The organism is Agrobacterium sp. 22-221-1, from assembly GCF_053522445.1.
In genome coordinates, this window is sequence record NZ_JBNWCL010000001.1 from 312,354 (window position 1) to 331,737 (window position 19,384).

At 61.5% G+C, this 19,384-nt stretch carries 10 protein-coding genes; 6 read left to right on the forward strand and 4 right to left on the reverse strand.

What is annotated here, in order from left to right:
* Positions 1-68: 68 nt before the first annotated feature.
* Positions 69-2,963: an Rne/Rng family ribonuclease gene (locus ACQZ5N_RS01600; protein ID WP_448731879.1), complete on the reverse strand. Its 2,895-nt coding sequence runs from the start codon at positions 2,961-2,963 to the stop codon at positions 69-71.
* Between the two features lie 645 nt (positions 2,964-3,608).
* Between ACQZ5N_RS01600 and ACQZ5N_RS01605 the strand changes: the two genes are divergently transcribed.
* The 4 genes from ACQZ5N_RS01605 (at position 3,609) to ACQZ5N_RS01620 (ending at position 9,420) form a co-directional block, all read left to right on the forward strand.
* On the forward strand, positions 3,609-4,868 hold the full coding sequence (locus tag ACQZ5N_RS01605; protein WP_080817139.1) for an N-acetylmuramoyl-L-alanine amidase: 1,260 nt from the start codon (positions 3,609-3,611) through the stop codon (positions 4,866-4,868).
* 328 nt (positions 4,869-5,196) lie between these two features.
* Positions 5,197-7,644, forward strand: coding sequence for a penicillin-binding protein 1A (locus tag ACQZ5N_RS01610; RefSeq protein WP_080852171.1), 2,448 nt, complete (start codon positions 5,197-5,199; stop codon positions 7,642-7,644).
* Positions 7,645-7,742: 98 nt separating this feature from the next.
* A protein-coding gene (gene prfB / locus ACQZ5N_RS01615) for a peptide chain release factor 2 (RefSeq protein WP_174056705.1) occupies positions 7,743-8,874 on the forward strand; the annotation gives its coding sequence in 2 pieces (ribosomal slippage) (positions 7,743-7,811 and positions 7,813-8,874; 1,131 coding nt in all).
* Positions 8,875-8,949: 75 nt separating this feature from the next.
* Complete coding sequence (locus ACQZ5N_RS01620; protein ID WP_448731880.1) at positions 8,950-9,420, forward strand: cysteine hydrolase family protein; 471 nt, start codon at positions 8,950-8,952, stop codon at positions 9,418-9,420.
* 27 nt (positions 9,421-9,447) lie between these two features.
* Here the strand turns inward: ACQZ5N_RS01620 and ACQZ5N_RS01625 are convergent, their stop codons facing one another.
* Positions 9,448-9,948, reverse strand: a complete 501-nt coding sequence (locus tag ACQZ5N_RS01625) for a hypothetical protein (protein WP_448731881.1) — start codon at positions 9,946-9,948, stop codon at positions 9,448-9,450.
* Positions 9,949-9,969: 21 nt separating this feature from the next.
* Positions 9,970-10,743 carry an NAD kinase gene (locus tag ACQZ5N_RS01630; RefSeq protein ID WP_020810264.1) on the reverse strand — a complete coding sequence of 258 codons (774 nt, stop codon included), beginning with the start codon at positions 10,741-10,743 and terminating at the stop codon, positions 9,970-9,972.
* A 303-nt stretch (positions 10,744-11,046) separates the two neighbouring features.
* Here ACQZ5N_RS01630 and ACQZ5N_RS01635 point away from each other — a divergent pair, with 303 nt between their 5' ends.
* The gene (locus tag ACQZ5N_RS01635; RefSeq protein ID WP_448731882.1) at positions 11,047-11,964 is read left to right on the forward strand and encodes a PhzF family phenazine biosynthesis protein; all 918 of its coding nucleotides are present in this window, start codon (positions 11,047-11,049) and stop codon (positions 11,962-11,964) included.
* A 113-nt stretch (positions 11,965-12,077) separates the two neighbouring features.
* On the opposite strand, the gene ACQZ5N_RS01640 is transcribed toward ACQZ5N_RS01635, so the two are convergent.
* A complete protein-coding gene (locus tag ACQZ5N_RS01640) occupies positions 12,078-18,428 on the reverse strand; it encodes an apolipoprotein A-IV repeat region-like domain-containing protein (RefSeq protein WP_448731883.1) in 6,351 nt (2,116 codons plus the stop codon).
* Between the two features lie 479 nt (positions 18,429-18,907).
* Between ACQZ5N_RS01640 and ACQZ5N_RS01645 the strand changes: the two genes are divergently transcribed.
* A complete protein-coding gene (locus ACQZ5N_RS01645) occupies positions 18,908-19,276 on the forward strand; it encodes an Hpt domain-containing protein (protein ID WP_448731884.1) in 369 nt (122 codons plus the stop codon).
* Positions 19,277-19,384 lie beyond the last annotated feature (108 nt).

A 19,384-nucleotide genomic window follows, 5' to 3' on the forward strand; every position in this document is an offset into this window, starting at 1 on the left:
TTTGAGCCGATAAAAGAAAACGCCCGCAACATCGTTGCGGGCGTCTTTTATTCAGGATGTGGCTTCTCTCAGAAGAAGCCTTTGCGCTGCCACCAGCCGCCCTTGCGGGGCTTGGGCTCATCGCCATCGGCGGGGGTGGAGGAACCGGAAGAGGTGACCACCGGCTCCGAGCTCGAGACATTGCTGCCCCGGTTCGCGCGGACCTTTTCTTCCGTGGCCGGGGTTTCCGCTTCCGAAGCCAGATCGGCCGAAGCCTCACCCACTTCTTCAATCGCGACGTCCACGACGGTTTCCTCGACGATCACCGGCTCCACCGTTTCAACGGCTTCGGCCTTCGGCGCTTCCTCGGTTTCAGTCTTGGCCTTTGCCTTGCGGGTGCGGCGCGGCTTTTTCGGCACGTCCTCTTCCGCAACCTCGGCAACCGCACCTTCCACCACCTCGGCGGCGGTCGGCTCTTCGGTTACGGATGCTTCGGCGGAAGCCTCTTCGCTTTCACCTTCGGCTTCCGAGCCGGCGGCATCGAGAGCCTCGTCTTCCGCACGGTTGCGACGTCCGCCGCGCTTGCCGCGACGGCGGCGCTTGCGCTTGCCGTCCTCTTCGGAGGTTACCGCTTCCGCTGCACCGTTTTCGGTTTCAGCATCGGCTTCATCGGTTTCGACGCCATCGTCGTCACCTTCGGCATCATCGCCTTCTCCATCGCCGGACTGGGCGTCGAGCGCGCCGTTCTGCTCGCCCTGACCGCCCTTGCCGCGACGGCGGCGGCGGCGCTTGCGCTTGCGCTTGCCTTCCTCGCCATTGTCGCCCTGCTGCTGCTGGCGTGGCTCGGAGGTCTGGGCCTTGACGATTTCTTCCTCGTCTTCGTCCTCTTCCACCTCGGCGACGAAATCGTCTTCCTCTTCCACGAAGTTCGGCAGCATCTGGATGAGGCTTTCGATCTTCACCGGATTTTCGACGGCTTCACCGCGATCGATGGCGAAATGTTGCGCACCGACGCCGGAATCGGCGGCGATGATGATCGACACGCCGAAGCGGCCTTCATAATCGACAATCGTGCCGCGCTTGTGGTTGAGCAGGTAGAGCGCCGTTTCAGGCGTGCTGCGCACCGTGATGTTATGCGTGGTGTTCCGCAGCAGATATTCCTCGATGCCGCGCAGCACATGCAGCGCGATGGAGGATTCCGAGCGAACATGGCCCGTGCCGCCGCAATGCTGGCAGACCTGCGTGGTCGATTCCAGCACCGAAGCGCGGATGCGCTGGCGCGACATTTCCAGCAGGCCGAAATGCGAGATACGGCCGACCTGAATGCGGGCGCGGTCGTTCTTCAGGCAATCCTTGAGCTTCTTCTCGACAGCGCGGTTGTTGCGCTTTTCTTCCATGTCGATGAAGTCGATGACGACAAGACCGGCAAGGTCGCGCAGGCGCAGCTGGCGCGCCACTTCTTCCGCCGCCTCGAGGTTCGTCGTCAGCGCGGTTTCCTCGATGGAATGCTCGCGGGTCGAACGGCCGGAGTTGACGTCGATGGAAACCAGCGCTTCCGTCTGGTTGATGATGAGATAACCGCCGGACTTCAGCGTCACCTGCGGCTGCAGCATCCGGTCGAGCTGGGCTTCGATGCCGGAGCGTGAGAAGATCGGGTGAATGTCGCGGTAAGGCTGAACCACCTTGGCGTGGCTCGGCATCAGCATCTTCATGAAGTCTTTGGCTTCACGGTAGCCGTCTTCGCCCGAAACGATGATCTCGCCGATATCCTTGTTGTAGAGATCGCGGATCGAACGCTTGATGAGCGAGCCTTCCTCGTAAACGAGGCAGGGGGCCGTGGAATTCAGCGTCAGCGTGCGGACATTTTCCCACAGGCGCATCAGATATTCGAAGTCACGCTTGATTTCGACGCGGGTGCGGTTGGCGCCGGCGGTGCGCAGGATAACGCCCATGCCCTGCGGCACTTCCAGATCGCGCGCGATTTCCTTCAGGCGCTTGCGGTCGGCTGGCTGGGTGATCTTGCGGGAAATACCGCCGCCACGCGCCGTATTCGGCATCAGAACGGAATAACGGCCAGCGAGCGACAGGTAAGTGGTCAGCGCAGCGCCCTTGTTGCCGCGCTCTTCCTTGGCCACCTGCACCAGAAGGATCTGGCGGCGCTTGATGACTTCCTGAATGCGGTACTGCTTGCGCGGCTTGCGGGCGACGCGGTCCGGAACCTCTTCCATGGCGTCTTCGGCGCCGACGGATTCGATCACTTCCTTTTCGTGGTGATCGTCATCGTCGTCGTCATCATCGTCATTGCCGCGGCGAAGACCCTCGACTTCCTCGGAAATCGTGTCGGTATCGACCATGGCGGCCATTTCGCCGCCGGCGCTGCCGTCGTCTTCGGAAGACGCTTCGGCGGCCTCGGCCGCTGCGGCTTCTTCTTCCGCCGTCTTCTTCTTGGCGCGGGGGCGACGGGTGCGCTTCTTCGGCTTTTCTTCCTCGGCGGGCGCTTCTTCGGCTACGGCCTCGACGGCCGCTTCCCCGGAAACCTCTTCCGCGACGGTCGCGGTTTCTTCCACGACGACCGTTTCAGTGGTTTCGCTGGCGGAAACAATGCCGACATCCGGCTGATCCACCTGCGAAAGGTCAATCATGGGGGCGCCGGGCTCGGGTGCATCAGCGGATTCGAAATCGTCGCTGCGGCGATGATCCTCGGCTTCCGCTTTCAGGAGGGCCTGACGGTCGGCGAGCGGAATCTGGTAGTAGTCCGGATGGATTTCCGCAAAAGCGAGAAAGCCGTGGCGGTTTCCACCGTAATCGACGAAGGCCGCCTGAAGCGAGGGTTCAACCCGCGTGACCTTGGCAAGGTAGATATTGCCGCGGATCTGTTTTTTGTGCTCCGATTCGAAATCGAATTCTTCGATCCGGTTCCCACGGACAACGACTACGCGTGTCTCCTCTTCGTGGGAGGCGTCGATAAGCATTTTGTCTGCCATGTAAGCTGTGCTCCTCGGCGCAGCCTTGTTTTATACGAGAACAGGCCCGCCACACGGACGAGCCTTTCATATGAGTGCAAGGATGTGCCGGAAATGAAGTCTCCTGCCGGGCGTCTGTAAACTGGCAGCATCCGGACCGACGGCGAGGCGCTTGGCCTGCTCCTGGTATCCGGTTCATGTGAAAACTGCTGCGACATCATTGGCCAGGCGGAACGACAATAATATATAGACCCCTTGAGGTCCGATGAATTTGCTCTCCTCAGAGCGGCGGTGGCAGCGCCACCGGGTAGGTCTCCGGCCACGGCCGGAATTGATCGAGTTTCAGGATAAATGTAACGACGGCAGATGATTGCCCGATTTGCAGCGCCAGCGTCTTTTTCGATTGGCAGCCGGCGGGCATCTATCCCGTCAACACTTTTAACCCTCATCCGTGTTGTATGTTTTCTCTGTCATAATAGCAATAGGCTGGCTAAATATGCCATATTATTGGTGGAATTTCCGGGTTAACAATTGGTTCACCAAGGCCTGCGATTGTGGGGCGCAAACGCGCAAACTATCGTACGGCGTGGTCGAAACGGCACTGTTGCCGGCGTTTTTCCTCGCCGTTTATCGAAAATGACTGAAATACGGAATTTCTTGAAGACCATGAATTTCACGCGCAACGCAGCGATATTCGGTGGGAGAGGGCGGCTTGGCGCGCGAATCGCGCGGCTTGCGGCGGCTCTGGCATTTTCCGTCGCCGCCTCTGTTTCCGCCGCGCCGGCAGCCCATGCGGTGGAGCCGCTCGTCGTCCATCAGGCGCGGATCATCGGCGATGAGGCGCGCACGCGCATCGTTCTCGACTTCGCCGAAGAGCCGGAATTCGACGTGCACTATCTCGATTCGCCCGCCCGCATAGTTGTGGACTTTCCGGCGGTGAATTTCAGCTTTCCCGCATCCGACCTGAAGCCGACCGGTCTTTTTTCGGATATCCGTTTCGGCAGTATGGGGCAGAACAGCGCCCGCATCGTGCTGACGGCGAAAAAGCCGGTTCAGGTGGCGGTTGCCGAAACCAAAAAGACCGATAACGGCCAATCTTTCCATTTCGTGCTCGATACGGAAATCACCACCAAGGGCAAGTTCGCGGAACTGGTGAAGGATCAGCAGTGGCAGGCGCCGGCTCCGGTGACGACTGCCGCGATCACGCCGGATGACAAGACGTCGCGGCCAGCGGAATTCGTCATCGCGGTCGATGCCGGCCATGGCGGCATTGATGCCGGCGCCACCGGCGGCACTACCGGCACCGAGGAAAAGGTCATCACGCTGACTTTCGCCAAGGAACTTGCCGAGCGGCTGAACCGCGAACCCGGTATCAAGGCTTTCCTGACGCGCGATTCCGATACCTTTCTCGCCTTGTCGGAACGGGTGACCATCGCCCGCCAGAATAATGCCAACCTCTTTATCTCTCTTCATGCGGATACGTTGAAGCAAAAGGGCATCCGCGGCGCGACCGTCTATACATTGTCGGACCGGGCATCGGACCGGCAGGCGCAGGAACTGGCGGAGCGCGAAAACAAGTCCGATCAGATCGCGGGCGTCGCCGCCTCCAGCGAGCCGCCGGAAGTGGCCGATATTCTTCTCGATTTCACCCGCCGTGAAACGCAGGCCTTTTCGGTGACGCTGGCTGAAAACATCGTCTCCTCATTTGAGGGGCAGGTGGGGCTCATCAACAATCCGCACCGTTACGCCGGTTTCATGGTGCTGCGCGCCCATGATGTGCCGTCGGTGCTGCTGGAACTCGGTTTCCTCTCCAATCCGGAAGACGAAAAGCTGCTTCTCGATGGGGAATGGCGCAAGAAGGTGGCCGATACGCTGGCAACCGCCGTTGGGCGATACCGCGCCAAGGCCATGGCAAATGGCGGCTGAGAGGGCAGCCGGCGGAGCGGCAATGCTGTTGCCGCGCTGCCATTGACCGCCGAAAAGCTGTTCAATTCTTGGGTCTTGCGGACGATTACGAAGGCGAAGCCCTATTTTACTCACATTCGCCGCGTTACTCGGAAAGCGGATTCGGTGGCGATCCGCAAAGCGTCCGCAGCGCGATTGCGGGCCTGCCGCCCGGTAACATATCAGCGAATGCTGCCGTATCCGGCTTGTCATCGAAGGTATGGTGTGCAAAACGGCACGCGATATGCAAGGATGCGCCCGTAAATCGTCGGGCGTTGATGGTTACGATTCGAATTATCGGTAGCTTGGTATGATCAGACTGATTGGATATTTTTTCGGCTTGGCCAGCGTGCTCTTCCTGTGCGCCGCCGCCGCCGGTGCGATTTATTTGCACGGCGTGACGAAGGACCTGCCGGATTACGCAGTTTTGAGCACCTATGAGCCGCCGGTGACGACCCGCGTCCATGCCGGCAACGGTGCGCTGATGGCGGAATATGCGCATGAAAAACGCCTGTTCCTGCCGATCCAGGCTATTCCCGACCGCGTGAAGGCTGCTTTCCTTTCGGCGGAAGACAAGAATTTCTACAACCATCCGGGTGTGGATGTCTTCGGCCTTGGCCGCGCCATTCTCGTCAATATCCAGAATCTCGGCTCCGGCCGCCGTCCGGTCGGCGCCTCCACCATCACCCAGCAGGTGGCGAAGAACTTCCTTCTGACCAACGACCAGACCATCGACCGCAAGCTCAAGGAAGCCATTCTCTCCTTCCGCATCGAGCAGACCTATTCCAAGGACAAGATTCTCGAGCTCTATCTCAACGAGATTTTCTTCGGCCTGAATTCCTACGGCATTGCCGGCGCGGCGCTCACCTATTTCAACAAATCGGTGACGGAACTGACGATCGCGGAAACCGCCTATCTCGCATCGCTGCCGAAGGGTCCGGCCAATTACCATCCCATCCGTCGCGAAAAGGCGGCTCTTGAGCGTCGTGACTGGGTGATCGACCGCATGGCCGAAAACGGCTACATCACGGTCGCCGACGCCACGGACGCCAAAAAGCAGCCGCTTGGCGTCAATCTGCGTCGCGGTGGCGCGCATATCTTCGCGTCCGATTATTTCGCCGAAGAAGTCCGCCGCCAGATCGTCGAGAAATACGGCGAAGAAGCGCTTCTCGAAGGCGGGCTCTCGGTCCGCACCTCTTTCGATCCGCAGATCCAGATGGAAGCACGCAAGGCGCTTCAGGACGGTCTGGTGCAATATGATGAGCGTCGCGGTTTCCGCGGACCCGTCGAAAAGATCGAGACGGCGGGTGACTGGACGGCGGCGCTCGCCAAGGTCAAGGGCCTGCGCGACGTTCCGGAATGGAAGGTCGCTGTGGTCCTCGCCGTCGCTGCCGATGGCGTCGATATCGGCGTGCAGCCGGACACGGAAACGGAAGATGGCGACAAGCGCACGCGCGGCCATATCTCCGCTGAAAACATGCGCTGGGCTTTCCGCGATGCGACCGGCAAGAAGGCGACCGCCAAGTCGCCGGTCGGTGTCGTGGCGGCAGGCGATGTGATCTATGCACAGCCGCTTTCCAATTCCGGCAATGAATACCGCCTGCGCCAGCCGCCGAAAGTGCAGGGCGGTATGGTGGTGATGGACCCGCATACCGGCCGTGTTCTGGCCATGGTCGGCGGTTTCTCCTATGCGCAGTCGGAATTCAACCGCTCGACGCAGGCGATGCGCCAGCCGGGCTCTTCCTTCAAGCCGTTCATCTACGCGGCGGCGCTCGATAACGGCTACACGCCGGCGTCGGTCATTCTCGATGCGCCGATTGAGGTCGTTTCCGGCAATCAGGTCTGGAAGCCGCAGAATTACGGCGGCGGTTCCGCCGGCCCGTCGACCCTGCGTCTCGGTATCGAGAAATCCCGTAACCTCATGACGGTGCGTCTGGCGCAGGACATGGGCATGAATCTGGTCGCGGAATATGCCGAACGCTTCGGCATCTACGATAAGATGCCGCCGCTTCTGTCCATGTCGCTCGGTTCGGGTGAAACCACCGTGATGCGCATGGTCTCGGCCTATTCGGTCATCGCCAATGGCGGCAAGCAGATCAAGCCGACACTGATCGACCGTATTCAGGACCGCTACGGCAAGACGATCTTCCGGCATGAGGAGCGCGCCTGCGAGGGCTGCAACGCGACGAGCTGGCAGAACCAGGATGAGCCTGTCATCGTCGACAATCGCGAACAGGTTCTCGACCCGATGACCGCCTATCAGACGACCTCGATGCTGGAAGGCGTCGTGCAGCGCGGCACGGCGGCGGGCAAAATCAAGGTCGATCTGCCGGTTGCCGGCAAGACGGGCACGACCAACGATGAAAAGGATGCCTGGTTCGTCGGTTACACGCCGGACATGGTCGCCGGCCTCTATATCGGCTTCGATTCGCCTGCACCGCTCGGCCGTGGCGGCACCGGTGGCTCGCTGTCGGCGCCGATCTTCGGCGAGTTCATCTCCGATGCGGCCAAGCACATGGAGCCGAGCAAGTTCATTGTACCGAGCGGCATGAACTTCGTCGCCGTCAACCGCAAGACCGGCATGGCGGCGGTCGAGGGCGAGCCCGACACCATCATGGAAGCCTTCAAGCCCGGCACGGGTCCTGCTTCCACCTTCTCTGTCATCGGCGATGACGGATATATGTCGCAGGAAGACATTCTGAAGACCTCGCCGCAGGCGCAGCAGGCCATCACTGGCGGTGGCGGCGGTCTTTATTGATATCAGTCCTGACGTTTGGCGGGGGCGCGGGTCTTTACATCCGCGCCCCCCGCATTTATTTGAGCAACGAGTTTCAATGAAGGTGAAGAACCAGCGAAATGCGCAATGAAATCGTGAACGTAGTCGACGAAATCAAGCAGGCCATAAGCCTGCTGAGGAGGCATCTTTGACTGGGACCAGGCGATAAGACGACTGGACTGGTTGAATAACAAGGCAGAGGACCCGACCCTCTGGAACGATGCCGCTGAAGCCCAGAAGCTGATGCGCGAACGCCAGCAGCTGGATGACAGCATCAATGGCGTCAAGGCGCTCGAGCAGCAGCTCAAGGACAATATCGAGCTGATCGAACTCGGCGAGATGGAAGGCGATGACGAGATCGTCAAGGACGCCGAAGACGCATTGAAGGCGCTGAAGAGCGAGGCGAACCGCCGTCAGGTGGAAGCCATGCTGTCAGGCGAAGCCGATACCAACGATACCTATCTCGAAGTGCATTCCGGCGCCGGCGGCACCGAAAGCCAGGACTGGGCGAACATGCTTCTGCGCATGTATACCCGCTGGGCCGACCGCGAAGGTTTCAAGGTCGAGGTGCTCGAAGTTCACGACGGCGAAGAAGCCGGCATCAAGTCCGCGACGATCCTCGTCAAGGGCCATAATGCCTTCGGCTGGCTGAAGACGGAATCGGGCGTGCATCGCCTCGTTCGTATTTCGCCCTATGACAGCAATGCGCGTCGCCACACATCGTTCTCTTCCGTCTGGGTTTACCCGGTGGTCGACGATTCGATCCAGATCGACATCAACGAGAGCGATTGCCGCATCGATACCTATCGTTCGTCCGGCGCAGGCGGCCAGCACGTCAACACCACCGACTCGGCCGTGCGTATCACGCATATTCCGACCGGTATTGCCGTTGCCTGCCAGCAGGAGCGTTCCCAGCACAAGAACCGCGCCAAGGCGTGGGACATGCTGCGCGCCCGCCTCTACGAGGTGGAGCTGCAGAAGCGGGAAGAGGCGGCAAACGCCCAGGCCGCATCCAAGACCGATATCGGCTGGGGTCACCAGATCCGTTCCTACGTTCTGCAGCCTTACCAGCTGGTCAAGGATCTGCGCACCGGCGTGGAAAGCACCGCACCCGGCAACGTGCTGGACGGCGATCTGAACGAGTTCATGGAAGCGGCCCTCGCGCATCGCATAAGCGGCGGCGCGGATGTGGAAGTTGCGGATATCGACTGACGCGCCAAGTGCGTCGATTGAAAAAGATTACCCCTCGCAAACCCATTGCGAGGGGTTTTTCGTTGGAGGACAAGCATGAATCAGGCGCTTTATATCGTCGACGTCCAGCCAAGCTTCAATCCGCCGGCTGCGCTGGTGGCGGAAATATCCGCTCTCGCCCTGACAATGCACAGCATCGCCACCGTCGAGCGCCATGACGAAAGCGTGACGCCCTTTGAGCGGCAACTCGGCTGGAAACCGGGCAGGGACGACGAGTCGCTTGTTGCGGCAGATCGCATATTCATCAAACACGGTTATGCGCCACCCCGGGAGGTCATCGACCATCTTCTGTCGCTGAAACTCGACAGGGTGCTGGTCTGCGGCATTCAGGCCGATACCTGCGTGCTGGCCGCCGGTTTTGCCCTCTTCGATGCGGGGTTGCATCCTACGCTGTTGCCGTGGCTTACGGTGGGCTCCAGTCTCGACCGCAGTGGTGAACTCGGGGCGAGATTGTGGAAACATCATTTCGGTGCGGTTCTTGCCGGACCGGAGGCACTGCAAGCGTAACCTTGCCTGACCCGCGCATCGGGCCGATCAGTTGGACGCTTTCTCGATCTTCATCTCGCCCAGCTCGTCGATCAGGATCGTCCAGCTTTCCGCTTCCTTGGCTATCGGGTCCGTCTTCAGGTAGACGGTCACGAACAGGCCGGGCGAGGCGGGTGCGCCATTCGAGCTTTCGGGACGAATATCCGTGACATAGGATTTCATCTGGCTGAATTCTTCCAGCTCTATATTTTCCAGGAGATTCGGTCCGTCGGCGGTAAAGACGATGCGTTGCAGGTAGATTTTCGCCGTGCCGTCGCCCTGGCGGATGGCGATGACCTTGTAATAGCCGCGCGTGGGCGAGGCAGGCGGCGGCCGCAACTGCCCGTCGGGGCCTTTCACCGGCTCAAGATTGCGATCTTCCCACATGCCGCTGCTGACGACGAAGATCGCCGAAACCGGCAGCGCGTCAATCGCTTCCGTCTGCGCCCGCGCGGGAAGCGCGGCGACGGCGAAAAGAAAGGCAGCGAGGATAGGTCTTGTCAGTTGCATGGCCATTGTCGATTGTGGGCGTCAATTGTTGAACTGTTCGGCGAGAACCCGGTCCGACCATGAACGATCCGGATCCGAGAGAATTCTGGCCGTCCTGTCCTGCGATTGTGCAATCCGAACGTGACGAACGGATTTCACTTCGGTGTGGTCGGCCACCGCATTCACAGGGCGCTTGTCGCGTTCGAGAACATGAATATCGACCGTTACCTTATTCGGCAAAAGCGCGCCGCGCCAGCGTCGCGGCCGGAAAGCGCTGACCGGGGTGAGCGCAAGCAGCGGCGATTCCAGCGGCAGGATGGGTCCATGGGCGGAGAAATTGTAGGCTGTCGACCCTGCCGGGGTTGCCACCATCATGCCGTCGCAGATCAATTCTTCCAGCCGTACCTTGCCGTCCACCTCCACACGAAGCTTGGCGGCCTGATGCGACTGGCGAAACAGGCTGACCTCGTTCATGGCAAGTGCCGTAAATTCGTCGCCGTCGGAATCCGTCGTCGTCATGCGCAGGGGATGGAAATCATTGCCGCTCGCCACCGCGATGCGCTCCAGCAGGCCGTCCACCCGGTAGTCATTCATCAGGAAGCCGACGGACCCCCGGTTCATGCCATAGACCCGCTTGCCGGAATTCATCGTTTCGTTGAGAATCTGCAGCATGAAGCCGTCGCCGCCGAGCGCGACGATCACTTCCGCCTCTTCGAACGGCGTATCGCCGTAAATGCCTTTCAGCTCTTTCAGCGCCGTCTGCGCCTCCTCGGTTGCCGAGGCGACGAAGGACAGTGAATAGGTAGAATGCGACATCCGCTTCCCTCGACAACGCGCAGACCGGAAACCGTCCACGCAAGGCGCTGTAACCCGTTGAAGCGGCTCGAAATCTTTAAACCTCGACAGGGAGGTCGATAACAAGCCGCCAGACGCACCCTTGGTACATGAAGACGGCCGCTGGCGACAAGGCCTTTCGAAGACGCAGGCGTTCCCTGGCGGCGGACCGCACCGCTCCGGTCCACAGCTTCTTGATTTGCGCCCGCCGACAAGGGTTGCGATGCGGGACGGCCTGATGCAGTTTGCCAAGGCAGTCGGAATGACGAGTGGCAGGAGACGGATGTGGCGCTGAACTACGATATCTACGATGTCTTTACCGAGACGAAAATGGCGGGAAACCCGCTGGCGGTCATGTATGACGCCGATGATCTTCCCCAGGCCACGATGCAGGCGATCGCGCGGGAAATGAACCTCTCCGAGACGGTTTTCGTCAACCGGTCCAGCAATCCGGCCCATGCGGCTTCGCTGCGCATCTTCACACCATCGGGTGAATTGCCCTTCGCAGGCCATCCGACAGTCGGCGCGGCGGTGGCCATCGCCGAGCGAAATCGCGGTGAGGGCGATGACGATATCGATATGGTCTGCGTGCTGGAAGAGCAGGTGGGTCCGGTGCGTTGCGCGGTGAAGATGCGTGCCGGCGCGGTCAGCTTCGCGGAATTCGACCTGCCGCGCAAATCGTCCCGCGTCGAGCTGCCGCTCGATCACACCGCGCTTGCCGATGCATTGGGCGTCAGCGAGGCGCATCTCGGCTTTGAAAACCATGTACCGTCGATCTGGACGGCCGGGGTACCGTTCCTCATCGTACCGCTGCACAATATCGCCGCCATCAGGGACATGGATTTCGACGCCAATCTGTGGCTGCGCACCGCGCCGCTGGTCGAAGGACGTCTGGCGGCGGCCTATATCTACTGTCGCGGCGGCATCAATCACGCGGCGAAGTTCCACGCCCGCATGTTCTCTCCGGATATGGGCATTTCAGAAGACCCGGCCACCGGTTCCGCCGCCGCCGCCCTTTCCGGCGCCATCCACCATTTCGACGGCCTGACTGACGGCCATTATCCGCTGCTCATCGAGCAGGGCGTGGAGATGGAGCGACCGTCCCATATCCATTTGCGTATGGACATCAAGGACGGCGAAATCGCCCGCGCCCGCATCGGCGGCCACGCTGTGCGCGTTGCCTCGGGCACGTTCGAGATTTGATTTCAGCGTCACCCGCTCGGTTCGATGTCGTCGAAGAGCGATGAAATTGCGAGCAGAGCCAAAAGAAAAACCCCGGTCTTGACCGGGGTTTTGTCATTTCAGCGTCAATCGGCTCAATTGAACCGGCCCGCCGCATGGGCAAGCATCGTATAGACCTTGCCGGTATCGGAGGTGAGGTAGGACTGTGTCACGGTCCGGTCGCGGTCGGTGCGGGCCACGTCGGCAAGCAGCTTCTCGAAATCGGTGATGTAGCGGTCCACGGCGGTGCGGAATTCCGCTTCCCGCTCATATTTGCGCTTGATTTCGTCGAAGGTCGTCTGACCCTTCAGCGTGTAGAGGCGACGGGTGAAGACGTCGCGCTCGCCGCGCTGGTAGCGCCGCCACAGCTCCACGGAGGCGTCGTGATCGATGGCGCGGGCGATGTCGACCGAGAGCGAGTTCAGCGATTCCACCATGTGACGCGGATTGCGGGTGTCGGCCGCACGGGTCGGCTGCTGTTCCGCGCCGGCGCGTGGTGCGGACGCCGCTGGCGTTTCCTGCGATGCACCGCGCAGCAAATCGCTGATCCAGCCGCCGCCTTCTTCGCGGCGTCCGGCCGGAGCACCCGGCTGGGCCGGGGCAGGCGCCTGACGGTTCTCGACCTGACGGTTCTCAAGCGGCAGGGTGCCGCGCAATGCCGCCGGTGCGGGAGCAGGCTGCGGCTGGGCCGGGCGCTGCTGAACCGGAGCCGGAGCTGCCGGCTGCGGACGCGTCTCGACACGGCGCTCGGCTGCCGGCTGGGTTGCGGCGATGGCGCGGGCAACCGGTTCGGAGACTTCCATCTGGTGGGTCGAACGACCAACGAGCTGGGAAATATCCTGCAGGGCCTTGATCTGTTCGGAAACGGCGCGACGCATGGCGGCAGCGCTTTCCTTGGCTTCTTCCGGCAGGTCGAAGGCGCCGCGCTTCAGTTCCGCACGGGTCGCATCCAGTTCGCGGCGGATATCGTGGCTCGAGCGGCGGATTTCGTCCGTCGCGCCGGCGAAGCGGCTGACGGCTTCTTCCACGGCCTGACGCAGCGTCTCCTTGAGGCTGGCTGCGGCGGCGTTCGATTTTTCCGAGGCGCTGCCGAGAAGATTGTCGACTTCCGAAAGCGAGGATTCGACACCGCCACGCAGGCGGTTGACCAGCTCGTCGGAATATTTCTGCGCGTCGGACAGCGTGCTTTCAATCGAGCGGCTGGCATCCTGACCGGCCGACAGCAGGGCGCCCCGCATGGTCTGTGCCGCCGAGCGGGCGCGCTGTTCGGTCTCATCGAGCGAACGGCCGATATCGGAGAAGGAGGCCTGCAGATTGTCGCGCAGATTGCCGGCGACGTTCTGCGAACGCTCCTCAGCCTCGTTGAGCGTGGTTTCCACCACGCCGATGACGTTGCGCATGGCGCTTTCGATTTCCTCGGAACGCTTGACGAGGCCGACGGACAGGCTGCGCAGCGCGTCCTGGCGCTCCTCCAGCGTGCCGACGAGGCTCGACTGTGCGGCATTGAGGAGCTCGGAAGCTTGGCTCAGCACCTTCGAATGTTCCTCGAAACGGCCGACGATGCCGGCAACCTGCGCCAGCGTCTGGCCGGAAATATTCGACAGGCGGTCGATCTTTCCTTCGAGCAGACGGCTGGAGCTGGACACCATGTCGGCGGCCTGCGAGGCGGATTCGGAGAAGCGGGTCGCCGAGGCGTTCAATGCCTCGTCTGCCGCGCCGAAGCCCTGTGCGGCGCGCTCGACAGCGGAGTTGAAGTTGGTTGCCGACTGTTCGACGATTTCCGCCATGCTGTTATGGGTCTGCGACAGCATATCCGTGCTCTGGCGGGTGGCGGCGACCAGCTTGTTGGCCGCATCGCTGCCGGCGCGGGCATATTTGTCGATGCCCTGTTCGACGGCGTCCGCCATGGCCGTATGCGTCTCCGACAGCATGTCGGTGCTCTGGCGGGTGGCCGCGACGAGCTTGCTTGCCGCATCCGTTCCGGCAGCGGCGTAGTCGTTGATCGCCTGTTCCACCATGCCGACCATGCCGCTGTTGCTCTGCGACAGAAGGTCTGCGCTCTGCTGGGCTGCAGAAACGATCTTTTCGGCAGCTTCGCGGCCGATGGTGGCATATTCGTCGACGACAGGCTTGGCTTTCTCTTCGATCAGGCGCGAAAGCTCGGCGGAGCGGCTGGCCAGCATCGAGTTGAGTTCCCGCGTGCGGTTGTCCAGCGCCGAGCGAATGGATTCGCCGCGCGCGTCGAGGGCGGATTCGACACCTGTGAGCGTCTCGGAGATAACGCCGACCTGAGAGCGGACGACGGCTTCAGCCTCGGCAACCTTGTTGACGATGATGTTGCCCGCCTCGGAGAAGGTCTGGGCCACGGCGGCGGCCTGACCGGAGAGACGGGTCTGCGCATCCGAAATGCGGTTGACAATCTCGCCGGAGCGTTCCTCGATGGCCTTGGTGAAGGCCTCGTTTTGCGCCTGCACCTGTTCGGCGAATTCCGAACCCGACTTGGCGAGAAGGGAGGTGGAGCGCACGGCTTCTTCGCCGATGCTCTGGGTAGCGGAGGTGACCGCGCCGCGCAGGCTGACGGCGAGATCGCTCGCCTTGCCTTCAATGGTGCGGTTGACGTTTTCAAGACCGATGGTCAACGCCCGGTCCATGGTGCCGAGGCGTTCATCGATGCGGGCCGTGCCGTTATCGAAGGTCTCCGCCAGACGGCTGGTACGGTTTTCGAACGTGTCCGCGACACGCGTGGTCTGTTCGTCCAGAATGCCCGTGATACGCTCGGCCGCCTCGTCGCTGGCTCGGGCGAACACGGCCGTCTTGTCTTCCAGCGCTTCGGCGAAGCGGCGGCCGGCATCTTCGATAGAGGTGTTTACATTGGCCAGATCGCCGCCGACGCGTGCCTGCAGCGTATCGAGCGAGGTCTCGATACGGGCGCCGGTCTCGTCGAGACGGGTGGTGACATTGCCGATGGAGGTCTCGATTTTCGAAGACAGGGCATCCGTCGCACCGCCGATTTCGCGGGCAGCCTCGCCGATCTTGACGGCGATGTCGCCGGCGCTATTGCGCAGGCGCTCTTCCAGCGTCTGCGCGCTGCCGTCGATTGCCTTCTGCAGCGTTTCCTGCTGGGTTTCGAGAGACAGTTCGAGCATGCTGGCGCTGGACGCAACGGTTGTGCCGATCATCATCGCCTGTTCGGAGAGCATGTCGCCCATCTGGGTCGTGGCGGAGCTGAGCGTCGCGGCAAGATCCGCCTGGCGCTGATCGAGCGCGGTGCGAATATCCTCATGCGATTGCGACAGATTGCTTTCGAGGCGGGACACGCCTTCTTCCACCGTCTGGGCAAAACGGGTGCTGCCGTCTTCAACGACGCTTTCGATGCGGTTGGCCGCACCCGAGACGCTCTGCTCGATCAGGCCGCTATTGCGCTCCAGCGATCCGGCAATGCGTTCAGCCTGCGAACCGAGCATGGTTTCGAGCCGCTCATGGCCGCTGGCAAGCGCGTTTTCAAGCGTGAATGCGGTGGCTTCGAGGCGCTGGCCGACGCCGGCTGCGGCAAGCGAAAGCGACGATGCTCTGGCATCCATGGCCTCGGCAATACGGTCCTCGACGCCGGAAATCGCCATGTCGAGCGCCATGGTGCGGCTGTCGAGCGCGTCTGCGATGCGCTCCTCCGCACCGGAGACGATGCCCGAGAGTGCCGCAGTACGGCTGTCGAGCGCGCCGGCAATGCGATCTTCGACGCCGGAAACGGCATTCTGCAGCGCTGTGGTGCGACCGTCGAGAATATCGGCGATCTTTTCCTCGACACCAGAGAAGCTCATATCGAGCGCCATGGTGCGGCTGTCGAGCACATCGGTGATCCGCTCTTCCGCGCCGGAAACGACGGTCTTCAGCGACTCGGTTCGGCTGTCGAGCGCCCCGGCAATACGGGTCTCGGCGCCGGCCACCAGTTCGCCAAGGGCTGCGGTGCGGGTGTCGAGCGCTTCGGCGATTTTTTCTTCGGCGCCGGAGAATGCCATGTCGAGCGCCATGGTACGGCTGTCGAGCGCATCGGCAATGCGTTCTTCCGCACCGGAGACAACGGCGTTGAGGGCTGCGGTGCGGCCATCCAGCGTTTCCGCGATACGGGTTTCAGCACCAGCGACCACGTCTCCGAAGGTGGCCGTGCGGCTGTCGAGCGCGCCGGCAATCTTTTCCTCAGCACTTGCGACGATGCCGGTGAGGGCAGAGGTGCGGTTGTCGAGCGTCTCGGAAAGTCTTTCCTCGACATTGGCAAAGGTCATGTCGAGCGACAGCGTGCGGCTGTCCATCGTGTCGGCAATACGTTCCTCGACGCCGGAAATGGCGCTGGAAAGCGCGGCCGTGCGGCCGTCAAGCGTATCGGCGATACGGCTCTCCGCACCGGAGACGACGTCATGCAGGGCAGCCGTGCGGCTTTCCAGCGTGTCGGAAATGCGGTCCTCGATGCCGGAAACCGCGCCGGTGATGGCCGCCGCCCGGGTTTCGAGCGTTTCGGCAAGACGGCGCTCGACATCGGCGACGACGTTGTTGATCGCGGCTGCGCGTTCGTCGAGCATGGCGGCGAGACGTTCGGCCGTGCCGGAGACGGAGCCGGTAATCGCCATCGAACGGCTGGCGAGCGCTTCGTCGAAACGGTTCTGGCTGGCCGAAAGTGCGCCGAACAGGGCATTGCTGCGTTCCGCCAGCACGGCGTCGATCTTCTCGTGCGAACTGGTGAAGGCATCGGTGATTTCGGCGGTACGCTGGCCAATTGCGTCGCTGAAGGCCTGCGTCCGGCTTTCAAGGGCGCTTTCCAGCATTTCCTGACCCGTGCCGAGCGCGGTTGCGAGCGCCAGCGATTGATCGGTCATGGTGGTGCCGATGCGCTCCAGACCGGCGCTCAGCATGGTGTCGAGCGCTTCGGAGCCGCCGGCAACGGTCTCGTTGATCCGGGCGAGGCTTTCCATCAGCTTGCTGTCGAGGCTGCCGGCGCGCTGGTCGAAGGCGCTGGCGAACTGCGCGACATGCTCGTCGAAGGCAGAGTTGACCTGGCCGACCGTCGCCTGCATCCGCTCTTCGTAGAGGCCGGAGCGAAGATCGAGATCCATGATCGCATCGTCCGCCGTGCTCTGCAGGCTCTGGCGGAAGGAGAAACCCTTTTCCTCAAGCGTCGTGGACAGCTTGTCGAGAACGGTATCCAGCGAACCGCCGATGATCTGCTGGCCGCGGTCGATATTGCGGTTGAGTTCGAGCGTGCGCGTGGACAGCGTTTCGTTGAGCTGGCGGGTGCGCTCTTCAAGCGCGCTGTTGAGGCTTTCCGCACCGCTATCCAGCGTCGATGCATGGATCGCGAAACGCTCGAGCAGGACTTCACCGCGCTCATCCAGCGTCGAGGTGAGGTTGTGCAGGCGCATGTCGAATTCGTTGGACAGCGTCGCGCCGGAGGAATTCAGCGCCTGAAGCAGGTTTTCGGTCTTGGCGGCGATCAGGCTGCCCATCGCTTCGGTCGAGGCGCGCGATTTTTCCAAAAGCGCGGCCGAGCGGGTGTCGATCATCGAGGCGAAAGCCTCGCCGGTCGTGGCGATCCGCATCGAAAGCTCTTCACCGACGATGGAAAGCTCTTCCTTGATCTGTTCCTGCGCGCCGACGATGGAGGAGCGGATACGCTCGGCATGATTGACGATGGCGTCACGCTCGGCGGTCAGTTCCTGCACGAGGCTGCGCACGCGCAGTTCGTTGTCGGCATAGCTGCGCTCAAGCGCGTTGACCTCGGAATGCACGAGGGTCTCGAGTTCCGTCGCGCGGGCGATTGTGCGCTCGATACCGTCATTCATGGCCGAGACTTCACGGCGAACCGCCTGGCCGACGGACATGATGCGGTCGGACGCGACCGTTTCCGGCTCGGCAAGGCGAAGGGCGACTTCGGCCATGGAGCGGGCGGCGTTGCGCAGATCGCGAGCGCGCGCCATCATGATCGCAAAGGCGAAGAACAGCATGATGGGAACGAGGATGCCGACGACGATCGCCATCAGGCCGGGGATCGCGGTGAGATCGGCCAGCGAGGCGATGTTCCACAGCGCGTTGCCATAAAGAAGATGTGCGATGCCAAGACCGCCGAGCGCCCAGATGGCCGACATGATCGTGGCGTTGCGCAGCGCGCCGCCGATGGAGCCGCCTTCCAGCGATTTCAGGATCATGGCCGGGCTGCGCTTGGAGCCGTCATTGGCCGCTTCGAGATTGGGTGATCTGGGCGTCTGTTCGGCGGGCGCGCGGGCGGCCTCGGGAGCAGGGGTCTGTCTGCTTGCTTCCTTCAATCTGGCCTCCGGCTGCTTCGGCGCTGCAGTTTTCCGCGTCTCCGGCTTTTCTTCGAAAGCACCAAGCTGCAGGGCGTCTTCCAACGCCTGAAATGCAGTCTCGTCGACAGAGTCGCTGATCTTGTTATTCGCCATGCGGTTACGCCTCGTTACACATACGCCCGGCTTCATGCCGTTGACCACTTGCGTTCCGCAAGCGGACTGCCGCCATCATGCCAGCGGAACATTATCCCTTGAAGAGAGAACAATTCCGCCATTTACCAAATCCCGAATTGCTGGTGGTCCAGCTTTCGGGCGAAATTACATCACTGTGCCGCAATAACAAAGCTTGAGCTTAAGCCTCCTGGGAACGGCAGTACCGTAGTGACACATTTAGGTGTTCGAAACAATTAATGCGGATTTGCGGCGGTGGCGAAGTGTCGGCTTTTTAACAGTTTTTAAACCTGAGTTTCACGCTGAACGCCTTGTTTCGCATAAGTTTAACATAAATTAACCATAGCAGAAGATTTTCGCCCGCGTCACGCCGTAATTTAAGCCGATAGCAGCGGCCCGGATGCGTGAATACGACACAGATGTGACACGAAACAGGAAACGGCGAGACAGGAATTTCAGCCATGGCAGCGGTCAGTATTGCTTTCGAAGCTCCCGACAATTGCGGCGGTGCCCCCGCCGCCGGTAAAAAACCGATCGATTTCGATCATCTCGCCCGGCAGACGATGGGCGACAAGGATCTGGAGATCGAGGTGCTGCAACTCTTCAGCCGCAACGCCCGCGCCGCCCTACATGAAATGGCAGGCGCTGACGACAAGGCCGTCATGGCGACGGCCCATCGTTTGAAGGGGGCTGCGCAGGCCGTCGGCGCCTCGGCCGTTTCTGCGGCCGCAGCCGTGGTGGAAGACAAGGGCAATGACAGCGCGGCGATCGCAAAACTCGCGGCAACCATCGTCGAGGCCGAAAATTTCATCCTCAAGCTCTGCCGCTGAGGCTTAACACATCAAATTTGTCATTTTGCAAGGCCGGTTGCGCCTGCGCGCCCTTGAAGCGGGTTGCCAAGGCGGACCGGCCTTTCTATGTGTTTAGAACAGTTCTTA